The organism is Variovorax sp. TLI9-5A, from assembly GCF_056867935.1.
Genome location: NZ_CP200310.1, coordinates 5,556,973 through 5,583,384, shown reverse-complemented (window position 1 = coordinate 5,583,384; position 26,412 = coordinate 5,556,973). Strand labels below are relative to the sequence as shown.

Below are 26,412 nucleotides of genomic sequence, written 5' to 3'. Positions count from 1 at the left end.
TTCAGGGGACCGAAGAAGAGCGGGCCGGCGAAGCCCGATCAGCGCAGTTCCGCGAGCAGTTGACGGGCTTGCGACTTGAGGTCGCCAGCACTTTCGGCTTCGACTTCCTCGACCAGCGAGCGGGCGCCTTCGACGTCACCGATGGCTTGCAGCTCACGGGCCAGCGACAGCTTGACGGCGTGCGGGCTGTCGTCGCCTTCGTCGTTGTGCGCGGCGGCGGGAGCCGATGCGGGCTTGGCGGTTTCGACCGGGCGGGAGGCCGGCAGGCCAGCCAGCGCGCTCATGTCGAACTCGATGAAGCCCGAGTCGGCCGGCAGCGCATTGCGCAGCATGGCGGGGCGGGTGTTGTCGGCGTCGCTCAGGTTCAGCGAACCGGGCAGCGTGTCGGCCGACAGCGCGCCAGGGGCGGTGTCGAAGTCGTTCTCGAGGTCGACCGGCGTCGTCGGGGCATGGCCGTTCGACAGGGGCGGCGCGGGGCGTGCCGTCGTCGGAGCGGGTGCGTAGGCCGACTTCGGCAGGCTGGCGCCCACCGGTGCGTGCTGCTGGGCGGCCGGGGCGGGAGCGGGTGCCGGCGGGGTGGTCAGGTCGAGATCGAAGTCCAGCGGTGCGACCGAGGGCACGAAAGCGGGCGGCGCCACTGCCACCGGAGGAGACACCACCGGTGCGGGCGTTGCCGGCTTGGCTGCAGCCGCCAGGGCGCCTGCGAAGGCTGCCGTTTCGGCGGCGCTGGCTCCGCCGCTGCCGCCGCTGCGCGGGGAGCCCGATTCGTACAGCGGGTTGCCCGGATCGAGGTCCTTGCCCATGTCGACCACGCGGTTCCAGTCGGAGCCCAGGCCGTTCGTCAGCTTGTGGACTTCGGTGGCGAGGCTTTCGTAGGCACGGACGTCGCGGCGCTTGGCGTGGATTTCGAGCAGCTTCAGGTGGATGGCGGTGCGGTCCGGGTTCAGGCGCAGCGCCTCGCGCAGGATTTCCTCGGCCTGCAGGTCGCGGCCGTAGGCCAGGTACACGTCGGCTTCGGCGACCGGGTCGACGTCGCCCGCATCGAGCTGGCTCGGCGAGTACGACAGCGACGAGACGGTGGAGTCGCCGCGGTGCTTGGTGTCCACCGATTCGCCACCGCTGGCACCGAAGAACGAATCCTTCGGAATGCGGCTTTCGAGGAACACGCTTTCGCTCATTTCCTCGCGACGGCGGCCCAGCACGCGATACAGCAGGAAGCCGATCAGCAGCGCGATCAGCGCGGCGCCCGCCAGCATCAGCGGGTTGTCCATCAGCTCTTCGAAGAAGGTGGGTTCCGGCGGCGGGGGCGGCGGAGCCGGCTTCTTCACGGCCGGCTTCGGCGCGGCGGCCACAGCTGCGCTCGCGGCTGCCGTTGCGGGAGTCGCGGTGCCATCGGCTGCCACTGGCGGCGTGGCGGCCGGTGCTGCTTCAGCTGGAGCGGCGGCCGGGGCAGCAGGTGCTGCGGCCTGAGTCGTGGCTTCTGGCGTAGGTGCGGGGCTTGGGGCGGCCGCTGGCGCTGCAGCGGGTGCCGGTGCGGGAGCTGCGACCGGCGCTGCGGCGACCGGAGCAGGCGCGGGGCTGGCAACCGGAGGCGCAACCGTGGCGCTGGTGTTGGGGGCTGGAACCGGAATGCCCGGCGTCGCCGGTGCCGGTGCAGCGGCGGCTGGTGCTGCTGCGGCGGCTGAACCGGTGCCGGTCGCCGCCTTGAGCTTGTTCAGCTCGTTGATGTTCTTCGACAGTTCCGCGACGCGGTTGCTGCTGTCCTGTGCCTGGCGGTTCTGCGCGACCTTCTCGTCGGCAGCGCGGGTGGCGGCATTGCCTTGAGAGATCGTGAGCTTGTCGGGCGAGCTGGCCGCTGCATTGCGGTCCTCGACATTGGCCTGAACCTTGCCCGAAGCCTTGCGGCCCGCGGCGGCCACGTTCGTAGTGGGCGCGTTGTCGGCCAGGCGCTGGCGGTAGGCGCCGAAGTCGCGGCTTTGTGCCGTGACCGTGCGGCGGGCTTCGGCCGGCGGGACGGCGGTTGCTTCGGCTGCGCTCGGCAGGTCGAGCACGGCGCCTGCGCGCATGCGGTTGACGTTGCCGCCGACGAAGGCGTCGGGGTTGGCCATCAGCAGCGCGACCAGCATCTGGTCGAGCGAGACGTCGGCAGGCTTGTAGGTGGCGGCGATCTTGCCGGCGGTGTCGCCGCGCTGCACCGTGACCTGTTCGCCACCGCCGCCGCTACGAGCCGGCGCAGCCGAGGTGGCAGGCGCCGGAGCTGCCGCGGCGGGAGCCGCTGCTGCAGGCGCGGGCGCCGCGGAAGGTGCAGCGGCCACCACGGGCGGACGTTCGCGGCGCGCGCGTGCCGCAGGGGCTGCACGCTCGACGGGAGCGCTGATCTGGGGGGAAATGGGCGTGGCCTGCGTACTGGCAGCGGGCTGGCGCGCGGCCGGCGGATCGAGCAGCACGGTGTAGTCGCGCACGATGCGGCCGGATGCGCCGTTGGCTTCGAGCAGCAGGTCGATGAACGGGTCGTTCAGCGGGCGGCTGCCGCTCAGGCGCACCACGTATTGGCCGCCGGCTCGGCGCTGCAGCGTCGCCTTGACGTCGCTGAGTGCCGAGTTGTACGGCACCCCGGCGTTCTTGAATGCCTCGGCCGTGGCGATGTTGATTTTCAGGCCGTCCGCCTCGTTGGCCGCGATCTCGGTGACGTCGATCTCGGCACGCAAGGGTTCGCCGAGGGCCGACTGCACCTTCAGCTGCCCCAGCGTGAAGGCGCTGGCGTCGACGCTGGCGATGCCCATGGCCACGGCTGCCGCCGCGCCAAGAATGGAAAGGCGCCAACCGTTCGACGGCAGAGGCGGGCGAGCGGCCGATGGGCTGGCCGCAGGCAACAGATGTCTTGTCATGCTGATAGGGGGCGGCTCAGGCCCGGAATTTGTAAGAGGACGTTAGCATCATCACCGGGCACTGACAAGGCAATGCGCTTGTTCTACCCAGTGCGCGCATACTTACGCACACATCTTGCGTTGCTTCGTGGCAACAATTCGTGTTTCAAAAGCCTGAGCAGCCCTCATCAGGCTTCGAGCAGGATGCGCAGCATGCGGCGCAGCGGTTCTGCGGCACCCCACAGCAGCTGGTCGCCGATGGTGAAGGCGCCCACGTACTCCGGGCCCATCGCCAGCTTGCGGATGCGGCCGACCGGGATGTTCATGGTGCCCGTCACGGCCACCGGCGTCAGGTCCTTCACCGTGGCTTCGCGCGTGTTCGGCACGACCTTGGCCCAGGGGTTGTCGGCGGCGATCATCGCCTCGATGTCGGCCACCGGCACGTCCTTCTTGAGCTTGAAGGTCAGGGCTTGGCTGTGGCAGCGCATCGCACCGATGCGAACGCAGAAGCCGTCGACCGGCACGGCGGCGGTGCCGAAGCCCGCGCCCTGGCCGAGGATCTTGTTGGTCTCGGCGCCGCCCTTCCATTCTTCCTTGGACATGCCGTCGCCCAGGTCCTTGTCGATCCAGGGGATCAGCGAGCCGCCCAGCGGCGCGCCGAAGTTGGCCGTCTCGGCGGCGCTGAGGGTCTGCTGCTTGTGCAGCACCTTGCGGTCGATTTCGAGGATGGCCGACTTCGGGTCGTCCAGCAGCGCGCGCACTTCGGCGTTGAGGGTGCCGAACTGCGTCAGCAGCTCGCGCATGTGCTGCGCGCCGCCGCCCGAGGCCGCCTGATAGGTCATGCTGGTCATCCACTCGACCAGGCCGGCCTTGTAGAGGGCGCCGACGCCCATGAGCATGCAGCTCACGGTGCAATTGCCGCCGATCCAGTTCTTGCCGCCCTTGGCGAGCGCGTTCTCGATCACCGGCAGGTTGACGGGGTCGAGCACGATGATCGCGTCGTCCTTCATGCGCAGCGTGGAGGCGGCGTCGATCCAGTGTCCGTTCCAGCCGGCGGCGCGCAGCTTGGGGAACACCTCGCTGGTGTAGTCGCCGCCCTGGCAGGTGATGACGATGTCGCACTTCTTCAGTGCCTCGATGTCGTTCGCATCCTTCAGCGCGGTTTCGTTCTTGGCCATCGCCGGGGCCTTGCCGCCGGCGTTGGAGGTCGAGAAGAAGACCGGCTCGATGAGACCGAAGTCGCCTTCGGCCTGCATGCGGTCCATCAGGACCGAGCCGACCATGCCGCGCCAGCCCACGAGGCCGACCAGAGGTTGAGATGCGTTCGCCATTTCAGTTTGCCCTTATGAAAAAAAGAAAAGTTGTCTTTTTTGCGCCCGACTCGTCGAGCCGGGGAGGGGCGTGACGAAGCGGGCTGCGGTTAGCCGGTAATCGTCTTTTTGGTGATTGCTGCAACGACCGCGTCGCCCATCTCGCGGGTGCCGACGCGCTTGGTGCCTTCAGACCAGATGTCGCCCGTACGCAGCCCGGAGGCGAGCACGGCCTTGACCGCCGACTCGATACGGTCGGCAGCTTCGGGCTGGTTGAGGGAGAAGCGGAGCATCATGGCAGCGGACAGGATTGTAGCCAAAGGATTGGCAACCCCTTTGCCAGCAATGTCGGGCGCGCTGCCGTGGCTGGGCTCGTACAGGCCCTGGTTGCTCGAATTGAGCGATGCCGAGGGCAGCATGCCGATGGAGCCGGTGAGCATCGCGGCCTCGTCCGAGAGGATGTCGCCGAACATGTTGCCGGTGACCACCACGTCGAATTTCTTGGGCGCCTTCACGAGCTGCATGGCCGCGTTGTCGACCAGCATGTGGTCGAGTTCGACGTCCGGATATTCCTTCGCGATGTCGAGCATCACGTCTTTCCACAGCTGCGAGGTTTCCAGCACGTTGTTCTTGTCGACGCTGGTCACGCGCTTGCTGCGCTTGCGGGCGGCCTCGAAGGCCACGCGGGCGATGCGTTCGATCTCGGGGCGCGAGTAGCGCATCGTGTCGAACGCCTCTTCGGCGCCCGGGAAGTGCCCGTCCGTCGCGATGCGGCGGCCGCGCGGCTGGCCGAAGTAGATGTCGCCGGTCAGCTCGCGGATGATGAGGATGTCGAGGCCCGCGATCAGTTCGGGCTTCAGGCTCGAGGCGCCCACCAGCTCCTCGTAGCAGATGGCGGGGCGGAAGTTGGCGAACAGGCCCAGGTTCTTGCGCAGCCCCAGGATGGCCTGCTCTGGCCGCATCGGGCGGTCGAGCTTGTCGTACTTCCAGTCGCCGACGGCGCCGAAGAGCACCGCGTCGGCTTCCTTCGCGAGCTTGAGCGTCGATTCGGGCAGCGGATGGCCGTGCGCCTCGTAGGCCGCGCCGCCGACCAGTGCCGATTCCATCTCGAACTTCAGGTCGAGCACGTCGAGCACCTTGACGGCTTCCGCCACGATTTCGGTGCCGATGCCGTCACCCGGGAGAACTGCGATTTTCATTTTGTCGTCTGTTGAAGGAATGAATGGGAGCGAGCGGTCTCAGGCGACTCAGCTGTTGGCGAGCATCGTATGCGCAAGCCACGGCTTCTGCGCCAGGCGCTCGGCCTCGAAGGCCTTGATCTTGTCCTTGTGGCGCAGGGTGAGGCCGATGTCGTCCAGTCCATTGAGCAGGCAGTACTTGCGGAAGGCCTGCACGTCGAACGCGAACTCCTGGCCGTCGGGCTTCACGACCACCTGGCGCTCCAGGTCGATGGTCAGCGTGTAGCCGGGGAAGGCGAAGGTCTCGTCGAAGAGCTGCGCCACCTGCGACTCGGGCAGCACGATCGGCAGCAGGCCGTTCTTGAAGCTGTTGTTGAAGAAGATGTCGGCGTAGCTCGGCGCGATGATCGCGCGGAAGCCGTACTGGTCGAGCGCCCACGGCGCATGTTCGCGCGACGAGCCGCAGCCGAAGTTCTGGCGCGCCAGCAGGATCGACGCGCCCGCGTAGCGCGGCTTGTTCAGCACGAAGTCGGGGTTCGGCTTGCGGCTGGCCGGATCCTGGCCGGGCAGGCCCGGGTCGAGGTAGCGCCACTCGTCGAACAGGTTCACGCCGAAGCCGGTCTTCTTGATCGACTTGAGGAACTGTTTGGGAATGATCGCGTCGGTGTCGACGTTCTCGCGGTCCATGGGAGCCACGAGGCCCTTGTGCACGGTGAATTTCTGCATGTGATGTCTCCAGGTCAGGCCAGATCAGGCAAAAGTGCGCACGTCGACGAAATGGCCGTGCACGGCGGCAGCGGCGGCCATGGCCGGGCTCACGAGGTGGGTGCGCCCGCCCGCGCCCTGGCGGCCTTCGAAGTTGCGGTTGCTGGTGGAGGCGCAGCGCTCGCCGGGCTCCAGACGGTCGGCGTTCATCGCCAGGCACATCGAGCAGCCGGGCTCGCGCCATTCGAAGCCGGCGGCCTTGAAGATCTGGTCGAGCCCTTCGCGCTCGGCCTGTTCCTTCACCACGCCCGAGCCGGGCACGACCATCGCGAGCTTCACGTTCTTCGCGACCTTCTGGCCCAGCTTCTTCACCACGGCGGCGGCTTCGCGCATGTCTTCGATGCGGCTGTTGGTGCAAGAGCCGATGAACACCTTGTCGATGAAGATGTCGTTCATGGCCTTGTTCGGCTCCAGGCCCATGTAGACCAGCGCGCGCTCGATGGCGCCGCGCTTGTTGGCGTCTTTTTCCTTGTCGGGGTCGGGCACGCGGCCGTTGATCTCGACCACCATCTCAGGCGAGGTGCCCCAGGTCACCTGCGGCTGGATCTGCATGGCGTCGAGCTCCACCACCGCATCGAACTTCGCGCCCGGGTCGGACTGCAGCGTGCGCCAGTAGGTCACGGCCTGGTCCCATTCGACGCCGGTGGGCGCGAGCGGGCGGCCCTTCACGTAGCTGATGGTCTTCTCGTCGACCGCCACCAGCCCGGCGCGCGCGCCGGCCTCGATGGCCATGTTGCACACCGTCATGCGGCCTTCCATGCTCAGGTCGCGAATGGCCGAGCCGGCGAATTCGATGGTGTAGCCCGTACCGCCCGCCGTGCCGATCTTGCCGATGATGGCCAGCACGATGTCCTTGGCCGTGCAGCCCAGAGGCAGCTTGCCTTCGACCTTCACGAGCATGTTCTTCGCCTTCTTGCCCAGCAGCGTCTGCGTGGCCATGACGTGCTCGACCTCGCTGGTGCCGATGCCGTGCGCCAGCGCGCCGAAGGCGCCGTGCGTGGAGGTGTGCGAGTCGCCGCAGACGACAGTCATGCCCGGCAGCGTCGCGCCCGACTCGGGGCCGATCACGTGCACGATGCCCTGGCGCTTGCTCAGGAAAGGGAAGAACGCCGCCGCGCCGAATTCGGCGATGTTGTGGTCGAGCGTGGTGACCTGTTCCTTGCTGGTCGGATCGGCAATGCCTTCGTAGCCACGCTCCCAGCCGGTGGTGGGCGTGTTGTGGTCGGCGGTGGCCACGACCGAGCTGATGCGCCACAGCTTGCGGCCCGCTTCGCGCAGGCCTTCGAAGGCCTGGGGGCTGGTCACTTCATGCACCAGGTGGCGGTCGATGTAGAGGATCGCGGTGCCGTCTTCCTCGGTATGGACGACGTGTTCGTCCCAGATCTTGTCGTAGAGCGTGCGTGCCATGTCGGTCTCTTGTCTTTCGTGGGGAAATGGATTGTCTGTCGTTGCGGGCGTGAATTCGAGGTTCAGGCCGCGATCTGTTCTGCGGCGTCCGCAGCCGCGTGCAGGTGATTCACCAGCGAGCGCGCCGCCACCGGCAGGGTGGAGAAGTCGCGCGCCACCAGCCGGATCTCGCGTGCCGCCCAGGCGTCGTTGAGCGCCACGCTCACCAGGCCGTGGCCGATGCCGTTGCGCATGAGTTCGAAGGCGCGCTGCGGCATCACGCCGATGCCCAGGCCGTTCTCGATCATCCGGCACATGGCGTCGAGGCCCGTCACGTGGATGCGCAGCTTGATGCTGCGGCCGGCGTCGAGCGCGGCCTCGTGCATCGCGACGTAGATCGAGCTGTTGGTGTGCAGGCCGACGTGGTCGAAGTCGAGCGAATCCACGAAGTCGATAGCGCCCTGCGCCGCCAGCGCATGCCCCGTGGGCACGATCAGCGCCAACCGGTCATGCCGGTACGGCAGGCTCTGAAGCTCGCCCGCGCCGCCGGCCACGTGGCACACGCCGAGGTCGGCCGCGCCTTCCTGCACTGCGCGGATCACTTCGCTGCTGAGGTGCTCTTCGAGGTCGATCTTGATGGCTTCGTGGGCGCGAGTGAACACGCCCAGGTCTTCCGGCAGGAACTGCACGATCGCCGAGATGTTGGCGTGCACCCGCACATGGCCGCGCACTCCGTCGGCATATTCGCTGAGCTCGCCCTGCATCTTCTCCAGGCTGTAGAGCACCGAGCGGGCGTGGTGCAGCAGGCTTTCGCCGGCGGGCGTGAGGTCGACGCCGCGCGCATGGCGGTAGAGCAGGGTGGTGCCGAGCGTGGCCTCGAGGTCCGACAGCCGCTTGCTGATGGCCGAGGCCGCGATGAACTCGCGCTCCGCCGCGCGGCCGATGCTGCCCAGCTCGCACACGGCGACGAACAGCTGCAGCGACGTGAGGTCGATGCGGCGGGCGAAGTTGCGTTCTGACGTGCTCATGGGGGTTGCGGGCATCGCATTCGGCGATGAGGCGGCCATTTTCTCCCCGTTTTCATGTGTCAGGCATCGTGATGCGAGATGGCCTTGGTGCCAAGTGGCGACGGGCAACGCGTGGACCGGGATGGACGCCTCGGAATCGACCTGCAACGTTGCCGTGTCAGTGATTTGGCTATCACCTGTTCCGGTGATTTCTACGCGCGGACGAAAACGATACCCTCGCCCCGCTTTTGGATGTTTGGTTACATTTCGGCCTATTTTGGTTGCAATTCATTACTGAGGCGGGGGCATGAACACGATTTATCGCAGCGTATGGAACGCTGCACTGGGAACCTGGGTGGCCGTTTCGGAGGTGTCGCATCGGCGCGGGCGGCAAGCTTCTTCGGTCACCGCGGCCGTGTGCCTGCTGGCCCTGGCTGGCCTTCCGGCGGCCGCCTGGGCGCAGGCCAGTGGCGGTACTGCATTCGTCGCGGGCGGGGGTACTGGCGGCCGGGGCGGTGCTGGAAATGGCACTGGCGGCGGCGGCGGCAACATCGGCATGTACCCCACCAGCAACGGATCGTCTCCGTCGGGAGGCAGTGGCGGAGCCGGCGGCAACGGCGCGGCTGGTGCCGGCGGGATCGGAGGGGCGGTGGGCGCGTCCGGCGTTACTGCCTCCGTCGGAGGATCGCCGGGAAGCGGCGGCATTCCCGACCCCGATCCGACCTATGGCGCAGGCGGCGGCGGTGGCGGTGGTGCCGCCGTGTACACCTCCGGCACCTCCATCACCGTGACGGGCGCAACCACGCTCGTGGGGGGCGGTGGCGGCGATGGTGGAAGCGGGCGACTGGCCGGCGGCGGCGGTGGTGGTGGCGCGGGCCTTCAGGGTGTCGCCGCCAATGCGGTGGTAGTCAATAACTCGGGCCTGGCCATCGTCGGCGGTAATGGCGGCAACGGCGGCATCGGCCAATGGGCCGGCGGTGGCGGCGGCGGCGGAGACGGCATCGTGCTGCAAGGCGGCAGCGCCACCGTCACCAACACCGGCACGGCCATTGGCGGGAACGGCGGGAATGGCGGCGTGGCGACCATCGGCGGCATGGTGGGCGGCGGCGGCGAGGGCGGCGCCGGCCTGGCGCTGGAGTCCAGCGGCAACTCGATGCTCAATACCGGGGCACTGGTGGGAGGCGCGGGTGGTGCCGGCGGAAGCAGCGCCGCCAACGGCATCGGAGGCGCAGGCCTGCGCATCCGCGGCAATGCGAACAGCATCGTCAACAGCGGCACCCTGACAGGTGGCATGGGCGGTGACGGCGTCACGCGCGGCGACGCGGTGCGCGTCACCGGCAGCGACAACTCGGTCGAGCTGCAGAACGGTTCGGTGATCGACGGGACCCTGTCGGCATTCGGCACCGGCAACGTGCTGCGCCTGGCGGGCGCGGCGACCGACGGCACCACCTCGCTCGGCGCAGCGACCTACCGCGGCTTCGAGCGCTACGAGAAGATCGGCGCCAACACCTGGACGCTGACCGGCACCACCGCCGAACTGACGCCCTGGACGGTGCTTGGCGGCACGCTCGCCATTGCCGACGACGGCGCGCTCGGCAATTCCTCCGGCAGGCTCACGCTCGACGCCGGCACCTTGCGCTCCACCGGCACGACCACCGGCACGCGCGCCATCACCCTCGGAGCGGGCGGTGCGACCTTCGAAGTCGACCTGGTGCGCACGTTGACCCTCAACGGCACGCTCTCCGGTCCGGGCAGCCTGCGCAAGACCGGCGCCGGCACGCTGGTGCTCGGTGCGGCCAACAACTACGTCGGCGGGACGGCCGTGGAGGCGGGCAGCCTCAATGCAGCCGCCACAGGCGCGCTGGGCAGCGGCCCTGTCTCGGTGGCGGCCAATGCCTCGCTGCTCTTCAGCGGCACCACGGATGCGAGCGGGCTGACCATCACCGCCGCCGAGCGCGGCGCCGTCGGCAATGCGGGCTTCGTCCGCTTCGGCGACACCACCTCGGCAGGCAATGCCCGTCTCGTCATGAACAACGGTGCGGCGGCCGAGTTTCGCGACAACGCCTCCGCGGGCAACGCCGTCATCGAGAACCATGGCGGGCTGACCAACATCTGGTCCAACGCGACGGCCGGCAACGCGCGCATCACCAACTTCTCGGGCGGCCAGATCAACCTGCTGGACGACGCCAGCGCGGGCCAGGCGACCTTCGTCAACGAAAGCGGCGGCCTGATCGACATCTTCGACCGCGCGAGCGCCGGCCAGGCCACGGTGGTCAACAACGCGGGCGGGCGCCTGCGCATCCGCTCGCTGACCGCCGCGGGAATCTCCATCGGTTCGCTGTCCGGCGCGGGTGACGTGATCCTCGGCGCCAAGGCGCTGACCACGGGCGGGCTGAACGCCAGCACCGAAGTCTCGGGCGTGATCTCGGGCGCCGGCGGCTCGCTGGTGAAGGTGGGCACCGGCACGCTCACGCTTTTGGGCGCGAACACCTACACCGGCGGCACCTCGCTGCGCCAGGGGCGCCTGAACCTCGGCAACAGCCAGGCGCTGGGCACCGGCACGCTGTCGATGGACGACGACACCACCCTGGGCTTCAGCGCCGACGGGCTGACGATCGCCAACGCGATCCAGCTCACTGGCAGCACCGATCCGGTCATCGACACCGGCGCCTTCAACGCGACCCTGAGCGGCGCGATCAGCGGCGGCGGCTTCATCACGAAGCAGGGCACGGGCACGCTGACGCTGTCGGGCGCCAACAACTACACGGGCGCCACCAACGTCGCGCAGGGCACGCTCAAGGCGGGCGCGGCCAACACCTTCAGCGCGGCTTCCGCCCACAGCGTGGCCTCGGGTGCCACGCTGGACCTCGCGGGCTTCAGCCAGACCGTGGCCTCGCTCGCCAACAGCGGCACCGTCTCGCTCGCAGGCACGACAGCGGGCACCACGCTGACGGTGACGGGCGCCTACGTCGGCAACGGCGGCGTGCTCCGGCTGGGAACCGCGCTCAACGGCACCGGACCTTCGGATCGCCTGGTGATCGACGGCGGCACGGCCAGCGGCAAGACCACTGTGCAGATAGCCAACCTCGGCGGCCTGGGTGCGCTCACCAGCGGCAGCGGCATCGAGGTGGTCACGGCGCAGAACGGCGCCACCACGACCGCGCAGACCACCAAGGACGCCTTCAGCCTGACCAACGGCCATGTGGATGCCGGCGCCTACGAATACCGCCTGTACGCCGCCGACGCCAATGGCGCTGGCGAGAACTGGTACCTGCGCTCGAGCGCCATCGGAGCGACCGGCGCGCCCGTGCCGATCGTCACCTACCGCGCCGAAGCGTCTCTCTATGGCGCGCTGCCGAGCCAGCTGCGCCAGGGCAACCTCGCGATGCTGGGCGACCTGCGCAAGCGCGTGGGCGACGACGACGTGAAGGGCGGCGCGGCCACACCGGGTGCCTCGAACCGCCGCGCCTGGGCTCGCGTGCTCTCCACCGACATCGACATCCAGCAGGGCGGCGCGGTCGCCCCGGGCAGCAAGGGGCGCCTCACCGGCTTCCAGGCCGGCACCGACCTGCTGGCCATGCCGGACTGGCGCGCGGGCCTCTACGTCGGCCAGCTCGATGGCGATGCCAGCGTGAGGGGCTTTGCCAGCGGCATCCAGAACCTGGCCGTGGGCCGCAACGACCTGCGCAGCCAGTACCTGGGCGTATACGGCACCTACAGCAATGACAGCGGTTTCTATGCCGACGTGGTGGTGCAGTCGGGCCGCCACCGCTACACGGTCGAGCCGCTGCTGAGCCAGGGCACGAGCGGCAAGGGCAACAGCCTGCTGGGCTCCATCGAGGTGGGGCAGACCTTCGCGCTGGGCGGCAGCGGCTGGAGCATCGAGCCGCAGCTGCAGCTGATTCACCAGCACATGGACCTGAACAACTCCGCCATCGTCGGCGCGGTCGTCCAGCCGCAGGCCGACAGCGGCTGGATCGCCCGCGCGGGCGTGCGGCTCAAGGGCCGGATCGACACCGGCATCGGCGCGCTCCAGCCCTACGGCCGCTTCAACGTCTACCGGACTTCCAGCGGCGCGGACATCGCGCGCTTCGTGAACGGGGCGACCACCACCGACATCGCGGCGCCCACCGGCGGCACCAGCACCGAGCTCGCTGGCGGCTTCACGCTGGCGCTGGGCGAGTCGACGAGCCTGTACGGCGAAATCGGCAAGCTCTGGTCGAGCGGAGGCAACGCCAGGGTCAAGAGTTCGGTAAACGGCTCGATCGGCGTGCGCGTGAAGTGGTGAAGTGAAGGGCGGCGGCTCTCAGTCCGCCGGAACCCCGGCGCTCCACGCCGCCCAGTTGCCCACGATCGCATCGACCAGCGGACGGCCTGCGATCAGCAGGTTGCCGGTGGAGATCGGGAATCCGCCCGACTCGGCGCTCAGCGAGGCGTAAGCGGTCTGCCCGGGATGGGGCCGGTCGAAGTTCGATGCGGTACGAAGCACCGCCACGCGCCGCAGGTCGAGCAGCCCGGCGGCGCTGCCGCGCTTCAAGGCCTCGTAGGTGGCGTTGTCTTCCTGCTGGGTGGTGCAGTACTTGCCCTGCCCATCGGTCACGAGCGAGACCCAGCGCGCGGCCGTCTCGCCAAGGTACTTGCCGTGCCAGTAGGTGTCTCCGGCAGCGGTGTCGCACTGCAGGACCGAGGGACGGGCCCTGGCTGTCTGCTGCGGATACCTGGCGCGGTAGGCGCGGGCGTTGTCGTTGTCCGCCAGTGCCGCGTTGGCGGAGAGCTTCAGGGCCTTCTGCAGCAGCTTCTCGTCGAGGCGGAAGACTTCGGTGCGGTATTCGAACTTGGGCTTGCTGTCCGGGTCCTTGGCGCCGATGCCGAAGTAGCCGGTGCGCCAGGTCGGCGGCATCTCGCGCGCGTCGATCTCGTGGGCGATGCTGAAGTCGACCAGGTAGCGGGCCCAGGTGGCGGAGCCGATGGTCGAGACGTTGGGGTCGACGCCCGCGATGCCGGCCACGAGGAAGTAGGTCTTCGAAAGATCGAACTTGCCGCTGAACACCAGCGCGGCGATCGATGCGGCCGCATTGGTGTGGCCCATGCCGGTGGTGACCTGGCAGACCGAGTCGGCGTTGCAGCGCACCAGCGGATCGTCGGCGGACAGGCCCGGCACCTTGATTTCCCGGGTCAGCTTCAGCGGCTCGTGCCAGACCTGCGCCTCGGGCTTGAACATGCTGATGATGAGCACCTTCACGGGGATCTGCTGCTGCCCGCCGGACGGCGCCGACGGTGCGGTGGACCGGTTCGGGTCGCTCGCGCAGCCGAAGAGGGCTGCCGCGGCGAGGGCAATGCATGCCGCCCTTGAATACAAACTGGCTACGCGCCTGGAAGCTGCCATCTGCTTTCTCCTTTTTTCGTCGAACAACAAGAAGGAGACCGCAATTTACAGGCCTAAAAAAAGCTGCCCGAAGGCAGCTTTCATTTCATGGCCGGGCCGGATGGCGCGAGTCAGCGAGCCGAGATCGGCTTCACGTCGCGCTTCGGCGAGCCTTCAAACAGCTGGCGCGGGCGGCCGATCTTGTACTCGGGGTCGCCGATCATTTCGTTCAGCTGGGCGATCCAGCCGACCGTGCGGGCCAGCGCGAAGATCGCGGTGAACAGCGGCACCGGAATGCCGATGGCGCGCTGCACGATGCCCGAGTAGAAGTCGACGTTCGGGTAGAGCTTGCGCGACACGAAGTACTCGTCTTCCAGGGCGATCTTTTCCAGTTCCTTGGCCAGCTTGAACAGCGGGTCGTTTTCCAGGCCCAGCTCGGTCAGCACTTCGTTGCAGGTTTCCTGCATCAGCTTGGCGCGCGGGTCGTAGTTCTTGTACACGCGGTGGCCGAAGCCCATCAGCTTGACGTTCGAGTTCTTGTCCTTGACCTTCTTGATGAACTCGCCAATCTTCTCGACGCCGCCTTCCTTCTGGATGTCGTACAGCATGTTGAGTGCCGCTTCGTTGGCGCCGCCGTGGGCGGGGCCCCACAGGCAGGCCACGCCGGCCGCGATGGCGGCGAAGGGGTTCGTGCCCGACGAGCCGCACAGGCGCACCGTCGAGGTCGAGGCGTTCTGCTCGTGGTCCGCGTGCAGGATGAAGATGCGGTCGAGCGCGCGCTCGAGCACCGGGTTCACCTTGTACTCCTCGCACGGCGTGGCGAACATCATGTGCAGGAAGTTGCCGGCGTAGCTCAGGTCGTTCTTCGGGTACATGTACGGCTGGCCGATCGTGTACTTGTAGGCCATGGCCACGAGCGTGGGCATCTTCGCGATCAGGCGGATCGCGGCGATCTCGCGGTGCTCGGGATTGTTGATGTCCGTGCTGTCGTGATAGAAGGCCGACAGGGCGCCCACCAGGCCGGTCATGATGGCCATCGGGTGCGCGTCGCGGCGGAAGCCGCGCAGGAAGAACTGCATCTGCTCGTTGACCATCGTGTGGTTGGTCACGAGCTTGGTGAAGTTGGCCTTCTTGGCCGTGTCCGGCAGTTCACCGTACAGCAGCAGGTGGCAGGTCTCGAGGAAGTCGCAGTTGGTCGCGAGCTGCTCGATGGGGTAGCCGCGGTACAGCAGCTCGCCCTTGTCGCCATCGATGTACGTGATGGCCGATTGGCAGGCGGCGGTCGACATGAAGCCCGGGTCGTACGTGAACATGCCGGTCTGCGCATACAGCTTGCGGATGTCGATCACGTCGGGGCCGACGGTGCCCTTGTAGATCGGCAGTTCGACGCTGTCGCCGCCATTGCTGAACGACAGCGTGGCCTTGGTATCGGATGCTTTCATTTCGGTTTACTTTCAGAGGTGGATTCAGGACGAAGGAGAAATTGCAGGGCGCTGCGCGCCGTCGGTGCGCATGAGCTGCAGCAATGCGACCACCTCGGCCCCGGCCCATGCGGGCTCGGGCTCCTTTCTGCGCAGAAGGAGGTCGAGGAGATCGTTGTCCGACAGGTCCATCAATGTCTCCATCGCTCCCGCCTGACCCACGGTCATGCGGGATTCGTGCCGCTCGAAGAAGCGGGCGATGAACAGGTCGTTCTCGAGCAGCCCGCGCCGGCAGCGCCACTTGAGCTTGCTCAGCGCGCGTTCGCTGAGCAGCTCCTGGGAGTCGGCGACGGGTTGCATGTTTGCTTTCTGAAGAACTGCTGGACCGAGGGGCTCAGATGGCGCGGCGCACCATCAATTCCTTGATCTTGCCGATAGCCTTGGTCGGGTTCAGGCTCTTGGGGCACACGTCCACGCAGTTCATGATCGTGTGGCAGCGGAAGAGGCGGTACGGGTCTTCCAGGTTGTCCAGGCGCTCGGCGGTGGCTTCGTCGCGGCTGTCGGCGATGAAGCGGTAGGCCTGCAGCAGGCCGGCGGGGCCCACGAACTTGTCGGGGTTCCACCAGAAGCTCGGGCAGCTCGTGGAGCAGCTCGCGCACAGGATGCACTCGTACAGGCCGTTGAGCTCCTCGCGCTCCTCGGGCGACTGCAGGCGTTCCTTCTCGGGCGGCACGCTGTCGTTCTGCAGGTAGGGCTTGATCGAGTTGTACTGCTTGAAGAACTGCGTCATGTCCACGATCAGGTCGCGGATGACGGGCAGGCCCGGCAGCGGCTTGAGCACGACGGTGCCCTTGAGCGTGTTCATGTTGGTCAGGCAGGCCAGACCGTTCTTGCCGTTGATGTTCATCGCGTCGGAGCCGCAGACGCCTTCGCGGCACGAGCGGCGGAACGACAGCGTCGGGTCCTGCGCCTTGAGCTTCATCAGCGCGTCGAGCAGCATGCGCTCGTGGCCGTCGAGTTCGATCTCGACCGTCTGCATGTAGGGCTTGGCGTCCTTGTCCGGGTCGTAGCGGTAAATCTGGAATGTGCGCTTCATCGTAGTGACCTTGTGAATGCTTTGTGTGAGCTGACTGTGAGCCGTTCTTAGAACGTGCGGACCTTCGGCGGAACCGAGGCCACTGTGAGCGGCTGCAGCTTGACCGGCTTGTACGAGAGGCGGTTGTCGGCGCTGTACCAGAGCGTGTGCTTCATCCAGTTGGCGTCGTCGCGGCCGAGCGGCGCGACCGGATCGTCGGCCGGACGCTCGTAGTCTTCCACGGTGTGGGCGCCGCGGCATTCCTTGCGGGCTGCTGCGGAAACCATGGTGGCCTGCGCCACTTCGATCAGGTTGTCGACCTCTAGCGCTTCGATGCGGGCGGTGTTGAACACCTTCGACTTGTCCTTCAGGCCGATGGCCTTGACGCGCTCGCGCACGGCGGCGATCTTGACCACGCCTTCGTCCATCGAGGCCTGCTTGCGGAACACGGCGGCATGCTGCTGCATGACGGCGCGGATCTCGCCGGCCACGTCCTGCGCGTACTCGCCGCCGGTGGTGGCTTCGAGGCGGTTCAGGCGCTCCAGCGTGCGGTCTGCCGCGTCGTTGGGCAGGGGCTTGTGTTCCTTGAGCTTGTCGTTGAACTCGACGATGTGGTTGCCGGCCGCGCGGCCGAACACCAGCAGGTCGAGCAGCGAGTTGGTGCCCAGGCGGTTGGCGCCGTGCACGCTCACGCAGGAGCATTCGCCCACGGCGTAGAGGCCGTTCACCACCGCGCTGTTGTCCTCGCCCTTCTGCACCACGACCTGGCCGTGGATGTTGGTGGGGATGCCGCCCATCTGGTAGTGGATGGTCGGCACGACGGGAATGGGTTCCTTCGTGATGTCGACGTTGGCGAAGTTGACGCCGATCTCGTACACCGAAGGCAGGCGCTTGTGGATGGTGTCCGCGCCCAGGTGGTCGAGCTTGAGCAGCACGTAGTCCTTGTTGGGACCGCAGCCACGGCCTTCCTTGATTTCCTGGTCCATCGAGCGCGAGACGAAGTCGCGCGGTGCCAGGTCCTTCAGCGTGGGCGCATAGCGCTCCATGAAGCGTTCGCCGTTGCTGTTCAGCAGGATCGCGCCTTCGCCGCGGCAGCCTTCGGTCAGCAGCACGCCTGCGCCGGCCACGCCGGTGGGGTGGAACTGCCAGAACTCCATGTCCTGCAGCGGAATGCCCGAGCGCGCAGCCATGCCGAGGCCGTCGCCGGTGTTGATGAACGCGTTGGTGGAAGCCTGGAAGATGCGGCCCGCGCCACCGGTGGCCAGCAGCACGGTCTTGGCCTGCAGGATGTGCAGGTCGCCGGTTTCCATTTCGAGCGCGGTCACGCCGACCACGTCGCCTTCCTCGTCGCGGATGAGGTCGAGCGCCATCCATTCGACGAAGAACTGGGTGCGGGCCTCGACGTTCTTCTGGTAGAGCGTGTGCAGCATTGCGTGGCCGGTGCGGTCGGCCGCGGCGCAGGCGCGCTGCACGGGCTTCTCGCCATAGTTGGCCGTGTGGCCGCCGAACGGGCGCTGGTAGATGGTGCCGTCGGGGTTGCGGTCGAAGGGCATGCCGAAGTGCTCGAGCTCGTACACGACCTTCGGGGCTTCACGGCACATGAACTCGATCGCGTCCTGGTCACCGAGCCAGTCGGAGCCCTTGATCGTGTCGTAGAAGTGGTAGTGCCAGTTGTCCTCGCTCATGTTGCCGAGCGATGCGCCCACGCCGCCTTGCGCGGCGACGGTGTGCGAGCGGGTCGGGAACACCTTGGAGAGCACGGCCACGTTGAGGCCGGCACGGGCGAGTTGCAGCGAGGCGCGCATGCCGGAACCGCCGGCACCGACGATCACGACGTCGAACTTGCGCTTGGTGATTTTTTCTTTTGTGTAGGTCATGGTGGGTCAGATCTTCCAAAGCACTTGAATGGCCCAACCCGCACAACCGACAAGCCAGACGATGGTGAAAACTTGCAGCACGAGACGGATGGCGACGGGCTGGACGTAGTCCATCCAAACGTCGCGCATGCCGACCCAGACGTGGTAGAGCAGGGCGACGATCACGGAGAAGGTCAGGACCTTCATCCACTGCGCGGCGAAGATGCCGGCCCACAGGTCGTAGCCGATGGGGCCGCGGGTGAAGACCAGCTGCGCGAGCAGGATGATCGTGAAGAGCGCCATCAGGCAACCCGTGATGCGCTGGCTGAGCCAGTCGCGCAGACCGTAGTGGGCGCCGACGACGACGCGCTTGGAGCCGTAATTCACAGACATGGTTGGCTCCTTCTCAGTACAGGCCGAACAGCTTGGCGCCGAGCACCAGCGTGAGGATGATGCTCGCGGCCAGCGTGAAGATGGCGGAGCTGTTGCCGAACTCCTTGTTCACTGCGGAGTGGCTCACGTCCATCCAGAGGTGGCGCAGGCCGGCGATGAAGTGATGCAGGTAGGCCCAGATGAGCGCGAGAGCGACCAGCTTGAAGAACCACCCCGGAACAAAGCCAAGGCCGCTGTTGAAGGCGGCCTTGAAGCGGGCGAACGAATAGTCGGAGGACAGCGAGGTGTCGAACATCCAGATGATGAACGGCATCAGCAGGAACATCAGCACACCGCTGACGCGGTGCAGGATCGACACGATGCCGGCCGGCGGAAGCCGGTAGGTCGTGAGGTCGGTGAAGGCGTTGATGTTGCGGAATTCGCGACGCTTGGGCCGGGGAGGAGTTGCAAGCTCTGTCATTGGGGGATGGCTTTCGTGGCTTTTTGTGACTGTTGGCTTGTTGCTTGTTCTGAGAGCGAACGCTTTTGTTTCTTATGGGAAGTGCAAACAACGCAAAATTCTATTGCAATGCACCATCGCGCTGCGGACACGTGCGAGTCACTGCACCATTGCAGTCGGATGCTATTGACTTCGTAGCGCAATGCGCAGGTTGCATGCGCGCGCTGGCGCACCGGTGTTCGGCCTTCATCTGCATCGCGGTCAGCCCAGCTGGTTCCTGTAGTGGTGCGTGTCGGTGCGATAGAGACCGCGGCGCAGTTCCATCGGCGTGTCATGGTAGGTGTGCGCCACGCGTTCCACGCTCAGCAGGGGCATCTGCGGAGGCACGTCGAGCAGCGCGGCCTGTTCGGCATCGGGCAGCACGGCGCGGATCTTTTCTTCGGCACGCACCATGCGCACGCCGAACTCGGTTTCGAAGAGCGCGTACATCGGGCCGGGCCACGCGCGCAGCCGCTCCGCGGTGAGTCCCTTGAAAGGCGCGCCGGGCAGCCAGAGGTCTTCGAGGATGGTGGGTACGCCGCCATAGGCAAGTACGCGGCGCACCTGCAGCACGGCGTCGGCGGTGCGCAGCCCGAGTGCGCGCGCCACATCGGCCGATGCGCGCAGGCGCTTGCAGTCGACGATGGTGCGCACGGCCGGGCCTTCGGTGCTCGGGTCGCCCTCGTCGGGCACGAGCTTGAGGAAGCGGTACTGCACATGCTGCTCGGCATGCGTGGCGACGAAGGTGCCCTTGCCCTGGCGGCGCACCACGAGGTTCTCGGCCGAGAGCTCGTCGATGGCCTTGCGCACCGTGCCCTGGCTCACGCGGTAGCGCACGGCCAGGTCCATCTCGCTCGGGATGGGCTCGCCCGGCTTCCACTCGCCCGCCTGCAGGCTCTGCAGGATCAGGGTCTTGATCTGCTGGTAGAGCGGGCTGAAGGACGGCGTCGCGGGCTCGTCGAATGGGGTGGGCGTGTTCATGGCAGCGGTGGGGTGCGCCTTGGCGGACCCCCTGAGGATATCTTATATAAGACATAAGACGAGGCTCATTGAATCGGCTTAAAATGCGGCCGGTCTCGCGCTGCGGGAAGGTGTTTCATCCCGCAGAACCCCTGGCGCCCCACGAGAGCGCCGACACCGTTTCATTACCTTCTGGAGTCCTCCCATGAGCAAAAAGCCCGTCCGCGTTGCCGTCACCGGTGCCGCCGGTCAAATCGGTTACGCCCTGCTGTTCCGTATCGCCTCCGGTGAAATGCTCGGCAAAGACCAGCCGGTCATCCTGCAACTGCTCGAGATCCCCGACGAGAAGGCCCAGAAGGCGCTCAAGGGCGTGATCATGGAGCTCGAGGACTGCGCCTTCCCGCTGCTGGCCGGCGTGATTCCCACCGGCGACCCGCTGGTGGCCTTCAAGGACGCCGACTACGCCCTTCTGGTCGGTGCCCGTCCCCGCGGCCCCGGCATGGAACGCGCCGACCTGCTGGCCGCCAACGCGCAGATCTTCACGGCACAGGGCAAGGCGCTCGACCAGGTCGCCAGCCGCAACGTCAAGGTGCTCGTGGTCGGCAACCCCGCCAATACCAACGCCTACATCGCCATGAAGAGCGCGCCCAGCCTGCCGCGCAAGAACTTCACCGCCATGCTGCGCCTGGACCACAACCGCGCCGCCAGCCAGATCGCCGCCAAGACCGGCACGGCCGTGGGCGACATCGAGAAGCTCACCGTCTGGGGCAACCACTCGCCCACGATGTATGCCGACTACCGCTTCGCCACCGTCGGCGGCAAGAGCGTCAAGGACCTGATCAACGACCAGGTCTGGAACGCCGACACCTTCCTGCCCACCGTCGGCAAGCGCGGCGCGGCCATCATCGAAGCACGCGGCCTGTCGTCGGCCGCCTCGGCTGCCAACGCCGCCATCGACCACATGCGCGACTGGGCCCTGGGCTCCAACGGCAAGTGGGTCACGATGGGCATCCCGTCGGACGGCCAGTACGGCATTCCGAAGGACGTGATCTTCGGCTTCCCGGTCACCACCGAGAACGGCGAATACAAGCTGGTCGAAGGCCTCGAGATCGACGCATTCAGCCAGGAACGCATCAACAAGACGCTGAAGGAACTGCAGGACGAGCAGGCCGGCGTCGCCCACCTGCTGTAAGCCACTGCCGATCAGCATGCTCGACTGGAACCCCGCGCTCTACCGTCGCTACGAGGACGAGCGCACCCGTCCCGCGCAGGAACTTCTGGCGCGGGTGCCGCTGACCGAGGCGGCCCGCGTGGTCGACCTCGGTTGCGGCCCGGGCAACTCCACCGAGCTGCTGGTCAACCGGTTCCCGAAGGCGCAAGTCGTCGGGACCGACAACTCCGAAGCCATGCTGGTCAGCGCGCGCGAGCGGCTGCCGCAGGCGCGCTTCGAGTTGAGCGACATCGCGACCTGGGCGCCCCGATCGAAAGAAGAAGCGCCCGACCTCATCTATGCCAACGCGTCCCTGCAGTGGGTGCCCGATCACGAGAAGCTGATCCCGCGCCTGTTCGACGCGCTGGCGCCGGGTGGCGTGCTCGCCATCCAGATGCCCGACAACCGCCAGGAGCCCACGCACCGCCTGATGCGCGCGCTCGCGGCCGAGGCGCCGTGGGCCGAGCCCATCGGCGACGCCGACAGGCTGCGCACGCTGCTGCTCGACCTGCGCGGCTACTACGACCTGCTGGCGCCGCTCGCGCCGCACGTCGATGTCTGGCACACCATCTACCAGCATCGCATGGCCGACGCGGCTTCCATCGTCGAATGGGTGCGCGGCACCGGCCTGAAGCCCTTCGTCGACCGCTTGCCGCCCGATCTGCAGGCGAGCTACCTCGCCGAATACCAGCGCCGCGTGGACGAGGCCTATCCCGTCCGTACCGACGGCAAGCGGCTGCTGGCCTTCCCGCGCATGTTCATCGTCGCGCAGAAGAGCGGAAAGAGCGACAAGGCATGACGAAGTCGGCCCACCCCGCTGAAGTGCTGCTCGGCGCGCAGGCCGGCGCGGTGGCGCTGCCCGTTTGCGACCACTACAGCGGCGTCGAGGCGCGCATGAAGAAGAGCCTTGCGCTCCAGGCCGAGATGGCCGAGGAGTTCGGCGCCTGCGTGTTCGACGTCACCCTCGACTGCGAGGACGGCGCCCCCGTGGGCGGCGAAGCCGACCATGCCGCGCTCGTCACCGAGCTCGCGCTGGCCTCGAAGCCCGGCATGCGCGTCGGCGTGCGCGTGCATCCCGTCGACCATCCGGCCTTCGCGGGCGACGTGGTCACCATCGCCGGCCGCGCCGGTTCGCGCCTGAGCCACCTGATGGTGCCGAAGGTCGAATCGGTGGCCGATGTGCATCAGGCTGTTGCAGCGCTCGATGCGGCCGATGCCGGCGCGCTGCCTCTGCACGTGCTGATCGAATCGCCGCTGGCGGTGCACAACGCCTTCGAGATTGCCGCCCATCCGCGCGTGCAGTCGCTGAGTTTCGGCTTGATGGATTTCGTTTCGGCGCATGCCGGCGCCATCCCGGCCGACGGCATGGGCGCGGCGGGGCAGTTCAGCCATCCGCTGGTGGTGCGCGCCAAGCTGGCCATCGCGTCGGCGGCACATGCCTACGGCAAGGTGCCATCTCACTGTGTGGTCACCGAGTTCAACGACACCGGCGCCATGCGCACGGCGGCCCGCAAGGCGGCCACCGAATTCGGTTACACGCGCATGTGGAGCATCCACCCGAACCAGATCCGGCCGATCCTGGAAGCCTTCGCGCCGGACGATGCCCAGATTCAAATTGCCACAAAAATCCTTGTAAAGGCGGCCGATGCGGATTGGGCTCCGACACAAATTGATGGCACATTGCACGACCGCGCGAGCTACCGCCATTTCTGGCAGGTACTGACGCGTGCCCACGCAACAGGGCGCGCGTTGCCCTCCGAGGCGAAAGCCTGGTTTGCATTCGCGGCCTCCTGAAACGAAACCTTCGAACCCAGCCTCAAGGAAACCCACACATGAAGAAAATTGCCCTGATCGCCGCCGTCGCCCTGGCCCTGCCGCTTGCGGCCGTGGCACAGAGCACGACGCCGGCCAAGCCCGCGGCCAAGGCCGAGACGACGAAGAAGGCACCGCCGAAGCGCCAGGTCACCCGCAAGGCCGCCAAGGCGGTGGAAGAGGTCACGCCGATCAGCGATGACACCAACATCGTCCTCAGCGACGCCGACCTCGAAGTCGCCAAGCGCGTGTCGATCGGCAAGGCCCAGTGCGAACTCGGCGCCGACGTGACCGTCACGCCTGACGAGAAGAAGCCCGGCTTCTTCACCGTCAGCACCAAGGGCCAGAAGTACCGCATGCACCCGGTCGAAAGCCGCACCGGCGCCATCCGCCTCGAAGACCCGCGTGCCGGTGCCATGTGGCTCCAGCTCGGCAACAAGTCGATGCTGATGAACCAGAAGGCCGGCCTGCGCATCGCCGACGAATGCCAGACCGAAGCCCAGATCGCGTTTGCCGCAGAAATGAAGAAGAACCCGCCCAAGGCCCTGTTCGACGGCGCCGACGGCGAGAAGAAGTAAGCGTCCCTACCCCGGTGGGGTGCGGCGCGGCTCTTGCTTGACCGCCGGAGCCGCCCCGCATGCCCGCCAGCCCAGTTTCCGGAGAAAAGAAGATGTTGCAAGCCTACGTTGACCATGTTGCCGAACGCGCCGCGCTCGGTATCCCGCCGCTGCCCCTGAGCGCGAAGCAGACCTCTGAAGCGATCGAGCTCCTCAAGAGCGCTACGCCCAAGGACGGCGCCTTCCTGCTCGATCTGCTCACCCACCGCGTGCCTGCCGGCGTCGACGACGCCGCCAAGGTCAAGGCGAGCTACCTCGCGGCCGTGGCTCACGGCACCGAGAAGAGCGAGTTCATTTCGCGCGCCCGCGCCACCGAACTGCTCGGCACCATGCTCGGCGGCTACAACATCAGCCCCCTGATCGACCTGCTCGACGATGCCGAAGTCGGCACCGTGGCGGCAGAAGGCCTGAAGAAAACCCTGCTGATGTTCGACCAGTTCCACGACGTCAAGGAAAAGGCCGACAAGGGCAACGCCAACGCCAAGGGCGTGCTGCAGAGCTGGGCCGATGCCGAGTGGTTCACCAGTCGCCCCGAGGTGCCGCAGAGCCTGACCATCACGGTCTTCAAGGTTCCCGGCGAAACCAACACCGACGACCTCTCGCCCGCGCCCGACGCCACCACGCGTCCCGACATCCCGATGCACGCGCTGGCCATGCTCAAGAACAAGCGTGAAGGCACCGCGTTCCAGCCCGAGGAAGACGGCAAGCGCGGCCCGGTCAAGTTCATCGAGTCGCTCAAGGAAAAGGGCCACCAGGTCGCCTACGTGGGCGACGTGGTCGGCACGGGCTCCAGCCGCAAGTCGGCCACCAACTCGGTGCTGTGGTTCACCGGCGAAGACATTCCCTTCATCCCCAACAAGCGCTTCGGCGGCGTGTGCCTGGGCACGAAGATCGCCCCGATCTTCTACAACACCATGGAAGACGCCGGCGCGCTGCCCATCGAGCTCGACGTGAGCCAGATGGACACCGGCGACGTCGTCGAGCTGCGCCCCTACGAAGGCAAGGCCTTCAAGGACGGCAAGCTCATCGCCGAGTTCACGGTCAAGAGCGACGTGCTGTTCGACGAAGTGCGCGCCGGCGGCCGCATTCCGCTGATCATCGGCCGTGGCCTGACCACCAAGGCGCGCGAAGCGCTGGGCCTGCCCGCATCGACGCTGTTCCGCCTGCCGCAAAGCCCGGTCGACACCAAGAAGGGCTTCTCGCTGGCACAGAAGATGGTCGGCCGCGCCTGCGGCCTGCCCGAAGGCCAGGGCGTGCGCCCGGGCACGTACTGCGAACCCAAGATGACCTCGGTCGGCTCGCAGGACACCACCGGCCCGATGACGCGCGACGAGCTGAAGGACCTGGCCTGCCTGGGCTTCTCGGCCGACCTCGTGATGCAGTCGTTCTGCCACACCGCCGCCTACCCGAAGAAGGTGGACGTGAAGATGCACCACGAGCTGCCCGACTTCATCAGCACCCGCGGCGGCGTCTCGCTGCGCCCGGGCGACGGTGTGATCCACTCGTGGCTCAACCGCCTGCTGACGCCCGACACCGTGGGCACCGGCGGCGACAGCCACACCCGCTTCCCCATCGGCATCAGCTTCCCGGCCGGTTCGGGCCTCGTGGCCTTCGCAGCCGCCACCGGCGTGATGCCGCTGGACATGCCTGAATCGGTGCTCGTGCGCTTCAAGGGCAAGATGCAGCCCGGCGTCACGCTGCGCGATCTGGTCAACGCGATTCCGCTCTACGCCATCAAGTCCGGCCTGCTGACGGTCGAGAAGAAGGGCAAGAAGAACATCTTCTCGGGCCGCATCCTCGAAATCGAGGGCCTGCCCGACCTGAAGGTGGAACAGGCCTTCGAACTGAGCGACGCCTCGGCCGAACGCTCGGCCGCCGGCTGCACGGTGCACCTGAACAAGGAACCGATCATCGAGTACATCAACAGCAACATCACGCTGATGAAGTGGATGATCGCCGAGGGCTATGCCGACGCACGCACGCTGCAGCGCCGCATCGCCGCCCAGGAAGCCTGGCTGAAGGACCCGCAGCTGCTCAAGGGCGACGCCGACGCCGACTACGCGGCCGTCATCGAGATCGACCTGGCCGACATCCACGAGCCGATCGTGGCCTGCCCGAACGACCCCGACGACGTGAAGACGCTGTCGGACGTGGCCGGCGCCAAGATCGACGAAGTGTTCATCGGCTCGTGCATGACCAACATCGGCCACTTCCGCGCCGCGTCGAAGCTGCTCGAAGGCAAGCGCGACATCCCGGTCAAGCTGTGGATCGCGCCGCCGACCAAGATGGACGCGCAGCAGCTGACCGAGGAAGGCCACTACGGCGTGTTCGGCAATGCCGGTGCCCGCACCGAAATGCCGGGCTGCTCGCTGTGCATGGGCAACCAGGCCCAGGTGCGCGAAGGCGCCACCGTCATGTCGACCAGCACCCGCAACTTCCCGAACCGCCTGGGCAAGAACACCAACGTGTACCTGGGCTCGGCGGAACTGGCCTCCATCTGCTCGAAGCTCGGCCGCATCCCGACGCGCGAGGAGTACATGGCCGACATCGGCGTGATCAACAGCAACGGCGACAAGATCTACCAGTACCTGAACTTCGACAAGATCGAGGACTACAAGGGCGTGGCGGATACGGTCGCGGCCTGAGCTACAGCCTCCGGATCAGCTTCGCGGCTGATCCAATGACAAAGCCCCGCTTCGGCGGGGCTTTGTC

The 26,412-nt window shown here is 67.0% G+C and carries 20 protein-coding genes; 6 read left to right on the top strand and 14 right to left on the bottom strand.

Annotated features, from left to right (window positions below):
• Positions 1 to 38: 38 nt before the first annotated feature.
• The 6 genes from AC1VNX_RS26570 to AC1VNX_RS26545 form a co-directional block, all read right to left on the bottom strand.
• Positions 39 to 2,888: a FimV/HubP family polar landmark protein gene (locus AC1VNX_RS26570; protein ID WP_483160582.1), complete on the bottom strand. Its 2,850-nt coding sequence runs from the start codon at positions 2,886 to 2,888 to the stop codon at positions 39 to 41.
• Between the two features lie 167 nt (positions 2,889 to 3,055).
• The gene (gene asd, locus AC1VNX_RS26565) at positions 3,056 to 4,198 is read right to left on the bottom strand and encodes an aspartate-semialdehyde dehydrogenase (protein ID WP_126022670.1); all 1,143 of its coding nucleotides are present in this window, start codon (positions 4,196 to 4,198) and stop codon (positions 3,056 to 3,058) included.
• 89 nt (positions 4,199 to 4,287) lie between these two features.
• Complete coding sequence (leuB, locus tag AC1VNX_RS26560; protein ID WP_483160581.1) at positions 4,288 to 5,376, bottom strand: 3-isopropylmalate dehydrogenase; 1,089 nt, start codon at positions 5,374 to 5,376, stop codon at positions 4,288 to 4,290.
• A 48-nt stretch (positions 5,377 to 5,424) separates the two neighbouring features.
• A complete protein-coding gene (gene leuD, locus AC1VNX_RS26555) occupies positions 5,425 to 6,081 on the bottom strand; it encodes a 3-isopropylmalate dehydratase small subunit (protein ID WP_301512271.1) in 657 nt (218 codons plus the stop codon).
• A gap of 24 nt (positions 6,082 to 6,105) precedes the next feature.
• Positions 6,106 to 7,527, bottom strand: coding sequence for a 3-isopropylmalate dehydratase large subunit (leuC, locus tag AC1VNX_RS26550; RefSeq protein WP_483160580.1), 1,422 nt, complete (start codon positions 7,525 to 7,527; stop codon positions 6,106 to 6,108).
• A gap of 62 nt (positions 7,528 to 7,589) precedes the next feature.
• Positions 7,590 to 8,534 carry a LysR substrate-binding domain-containing protein gene (locus AC1VNX_RS26545; protein WP_483160579.1) on the bottom strand — a complete coding sequence of 315 codons (945 nt, stop codon included), beginning with the start codon at positions 8,532 to 8,534 and terminating at the stop codon, positions 7,590 to 7,592.
• 286 nt (positions 8,535 to 8,820) lie between these two features.
• Between AC1VNX_RS26545 and AC1VNX_RS26540 the strand changes: the two genes are divergently transcribed.
• Positions 8,821 to 12,801, top strand: a complete 3,981-nt coding sequence (locus AC1VNX_RS26540; RefSeq protein ID WP_483160578.1) for an autotransporter outer membrane beta-barrel domain-containing protein — start codon at positions 8,821 to 8,823, stop codon at positions 12,799 to 12,801.
• Between the two features lie 18 nt (positions 12,802 to 12,819).
• Here AC1VNX_RS26540 and AC1VNX_RS26535 read toward each other — a convergent pair whose 3' ends face one another.
• The 8 genes from AC1VNX_RS26535 to AC1VNX_RS26500 all read right to left on the bottom strand — a co-directional run bounded on the left by AC1VNX_RS26535 (position 12,820) and on the right by AC1VNX_RS26500 (position 20,082).
• A complete protein-coding gene (locus tag AC1VNX_RS26535) occupies positions 12,820 to 13,899 on the bottom strand; it encodes a purine-nucleoside phosphorylase (protein WP_483160577.1) in 1,080 nt (359 codons plus the stop codon).
• Positions 13,900 to 14,009: 110 nt separating this feature from the next.
• A complete protein-coding gene (gltA, locus tag AC1VNX_RS26530) occupies positions 14,010 to 15,320 on the bottom strand; it encodes a citrate synthase (RefSeq protein ID WP_301506794.1) in 1,311 nt (436 codons plus the stop codon).
• Between the two features lie 24 nt (positions 15,321 to 15,344).
• The gene (locus tag AC1VNX_RS26525; protein ID WP_483160576.1) at positions 15,345 to 15,659 is read right to left on the bottom strand and encodes an FAD assembly factor SdhE; all 315 of its coding nucleotides are present in this window, start codon (positions 15,657 to 15,659) and stop codon (positions 15,345 to 15,347) included.
• A gap of 34 nt (positions 15,660 to 15,693) precedes the next feature.
• Entirely contained in the window at positions 15,694 to 16,395 is a 702-nt protein-coding gene (locus AC1VNX_RS26520; RefSeq protein WP_081270662.1) for a succinate dehydrogenase iron-sulfur subunit, read from the bottom strand.
• 47 nt (positions 16,396 to 16,442) lie between these two features.
• The gene (gene sdhA, locus AC1VNX_RS26515) at positions 16,443 to 18,251 is read right to left on the bottom strand and encodes a succinate dehydrogenase flavoprotein subunit (RefSeq protein ID WP_093198521.1); all 1,809 of its coding nucleotides are present in this window, start codon (positions 18,249 to 18,251) and stop codon (positions 16,443 to 16,445) included.
• A 6-nt stretch (positions 18,252 to 18,257) separates the two neighbouring features.
• On the bottom strand, positions 18,258 to 18,623 hold the full coding sequence (sdhD, locus tag AC1VNX_RS26510) for a succinate dehydrogenase, hydrophobic membrane anchor protein (RefSeq protein WP_483160575.1): 366 nt from the start codon (positions 18,621 to 18,623) through the stop codon (positions 18,258 to 18,260).
• A gap of 13 nt (positions 18,624 to 18,636) precedes the next feature.
• Positions 18,637 to 19,083: a succinate dehydrogenase, cytochrome b556 subunit gene (sdhC, locus tag AC1VNX_RS26505; protein ID WP_301506783.1), complete on the bottom strand. Its 447-nt coding sequence runs from the start codon at positions 19,081 to 19,083 to the stop codon at positions 18,637 to 18,639.
• Positions 19,084 to 19,323: 240 nt separating this feature from the next.
• Entirely contained in the window at positions 19,324 to 20,082 is a 759-nt protein-coding gene (locus AC1VNX_RS26500; RefSeq protein WP_126022680.1) for a GntR family transcriptional regulator, read from the bottom strand.
• A gap of 184 nt (positions 20,083 to 20,266) precedes the next feature.
• Here AC1VNX_RS26500 and AC1VNX_RS26495 point away from each other — a divergent pair, with 184 nt between their 5' ends.
• From AC1VNX_RS26495 to AC1VNX_RS26475, 5 genes are all read left to right on the top strand, one after another.
• Positions 20,267 to 21,253, top strand: coding sequence for a malate dehydrogenase (locus tag AC1VNX_RS26495; RefSeq protein ID WP_483160574.1), 987 nt, complete (start codon positions 20,267 to 20,269; stop codon positions 21,251 to 21,253).
• Positions 21,254 to 21,269: 16 nt separating this feature from the next.
• Complete coding sequence (tam, locus tag AC1VNX_RS26490) at positions 21,270 to 22,070, top strand: trans-aconitate 2-methyltransferase (protein WP_483160573.1); 801 nt, start codon at positions 21,270 to 21,272, stop codon at positions 22,068 to 22,070.
• Positions 22,067 to 23,065, top strand: a complete 999-nt coding sequence (locus tag AC1VNX_RS26485) for an HpcH/HpaI aldolase/citrate lyase family protein (RefSeq protein WP_483160572.1) — start codon at positions 22,067 to 22,069, stop codon at positions 23,063 to 23,065. Before tam ends, AC1VNX_RS26485 begins: the two co-directional genes overlap by 4 nt.
• Positions 23,066 to 23,103: 38 nt before the next feature.
• Positions 23,104 to 23,661 (top strand): hypothetical protein, encoded by a 558-nt coding sequence (locus tag AC1VNX_RS26480; RefSeq protein WP_483160571.1) that lies wholly within the window; start codon positions 23,104 to 23,106, stop codon positions 23,659 to 23,661.
• A 92-nt stretch (positions 23,662 to 23,753) separates the two neighbouring features.
• Entirely contained in the window at positions 23,754 to 26,345 is a 2,592-nt protein-coding gene (locus AC1VNX_RS26475) for a bifunctional aconitate hydratase 2/2-methylisocitrate dehydratase (protein WP_483160570.1), read from the top strand.
• Positions 26,346 to 26,412: the final 67 nt, after the last annotated feature.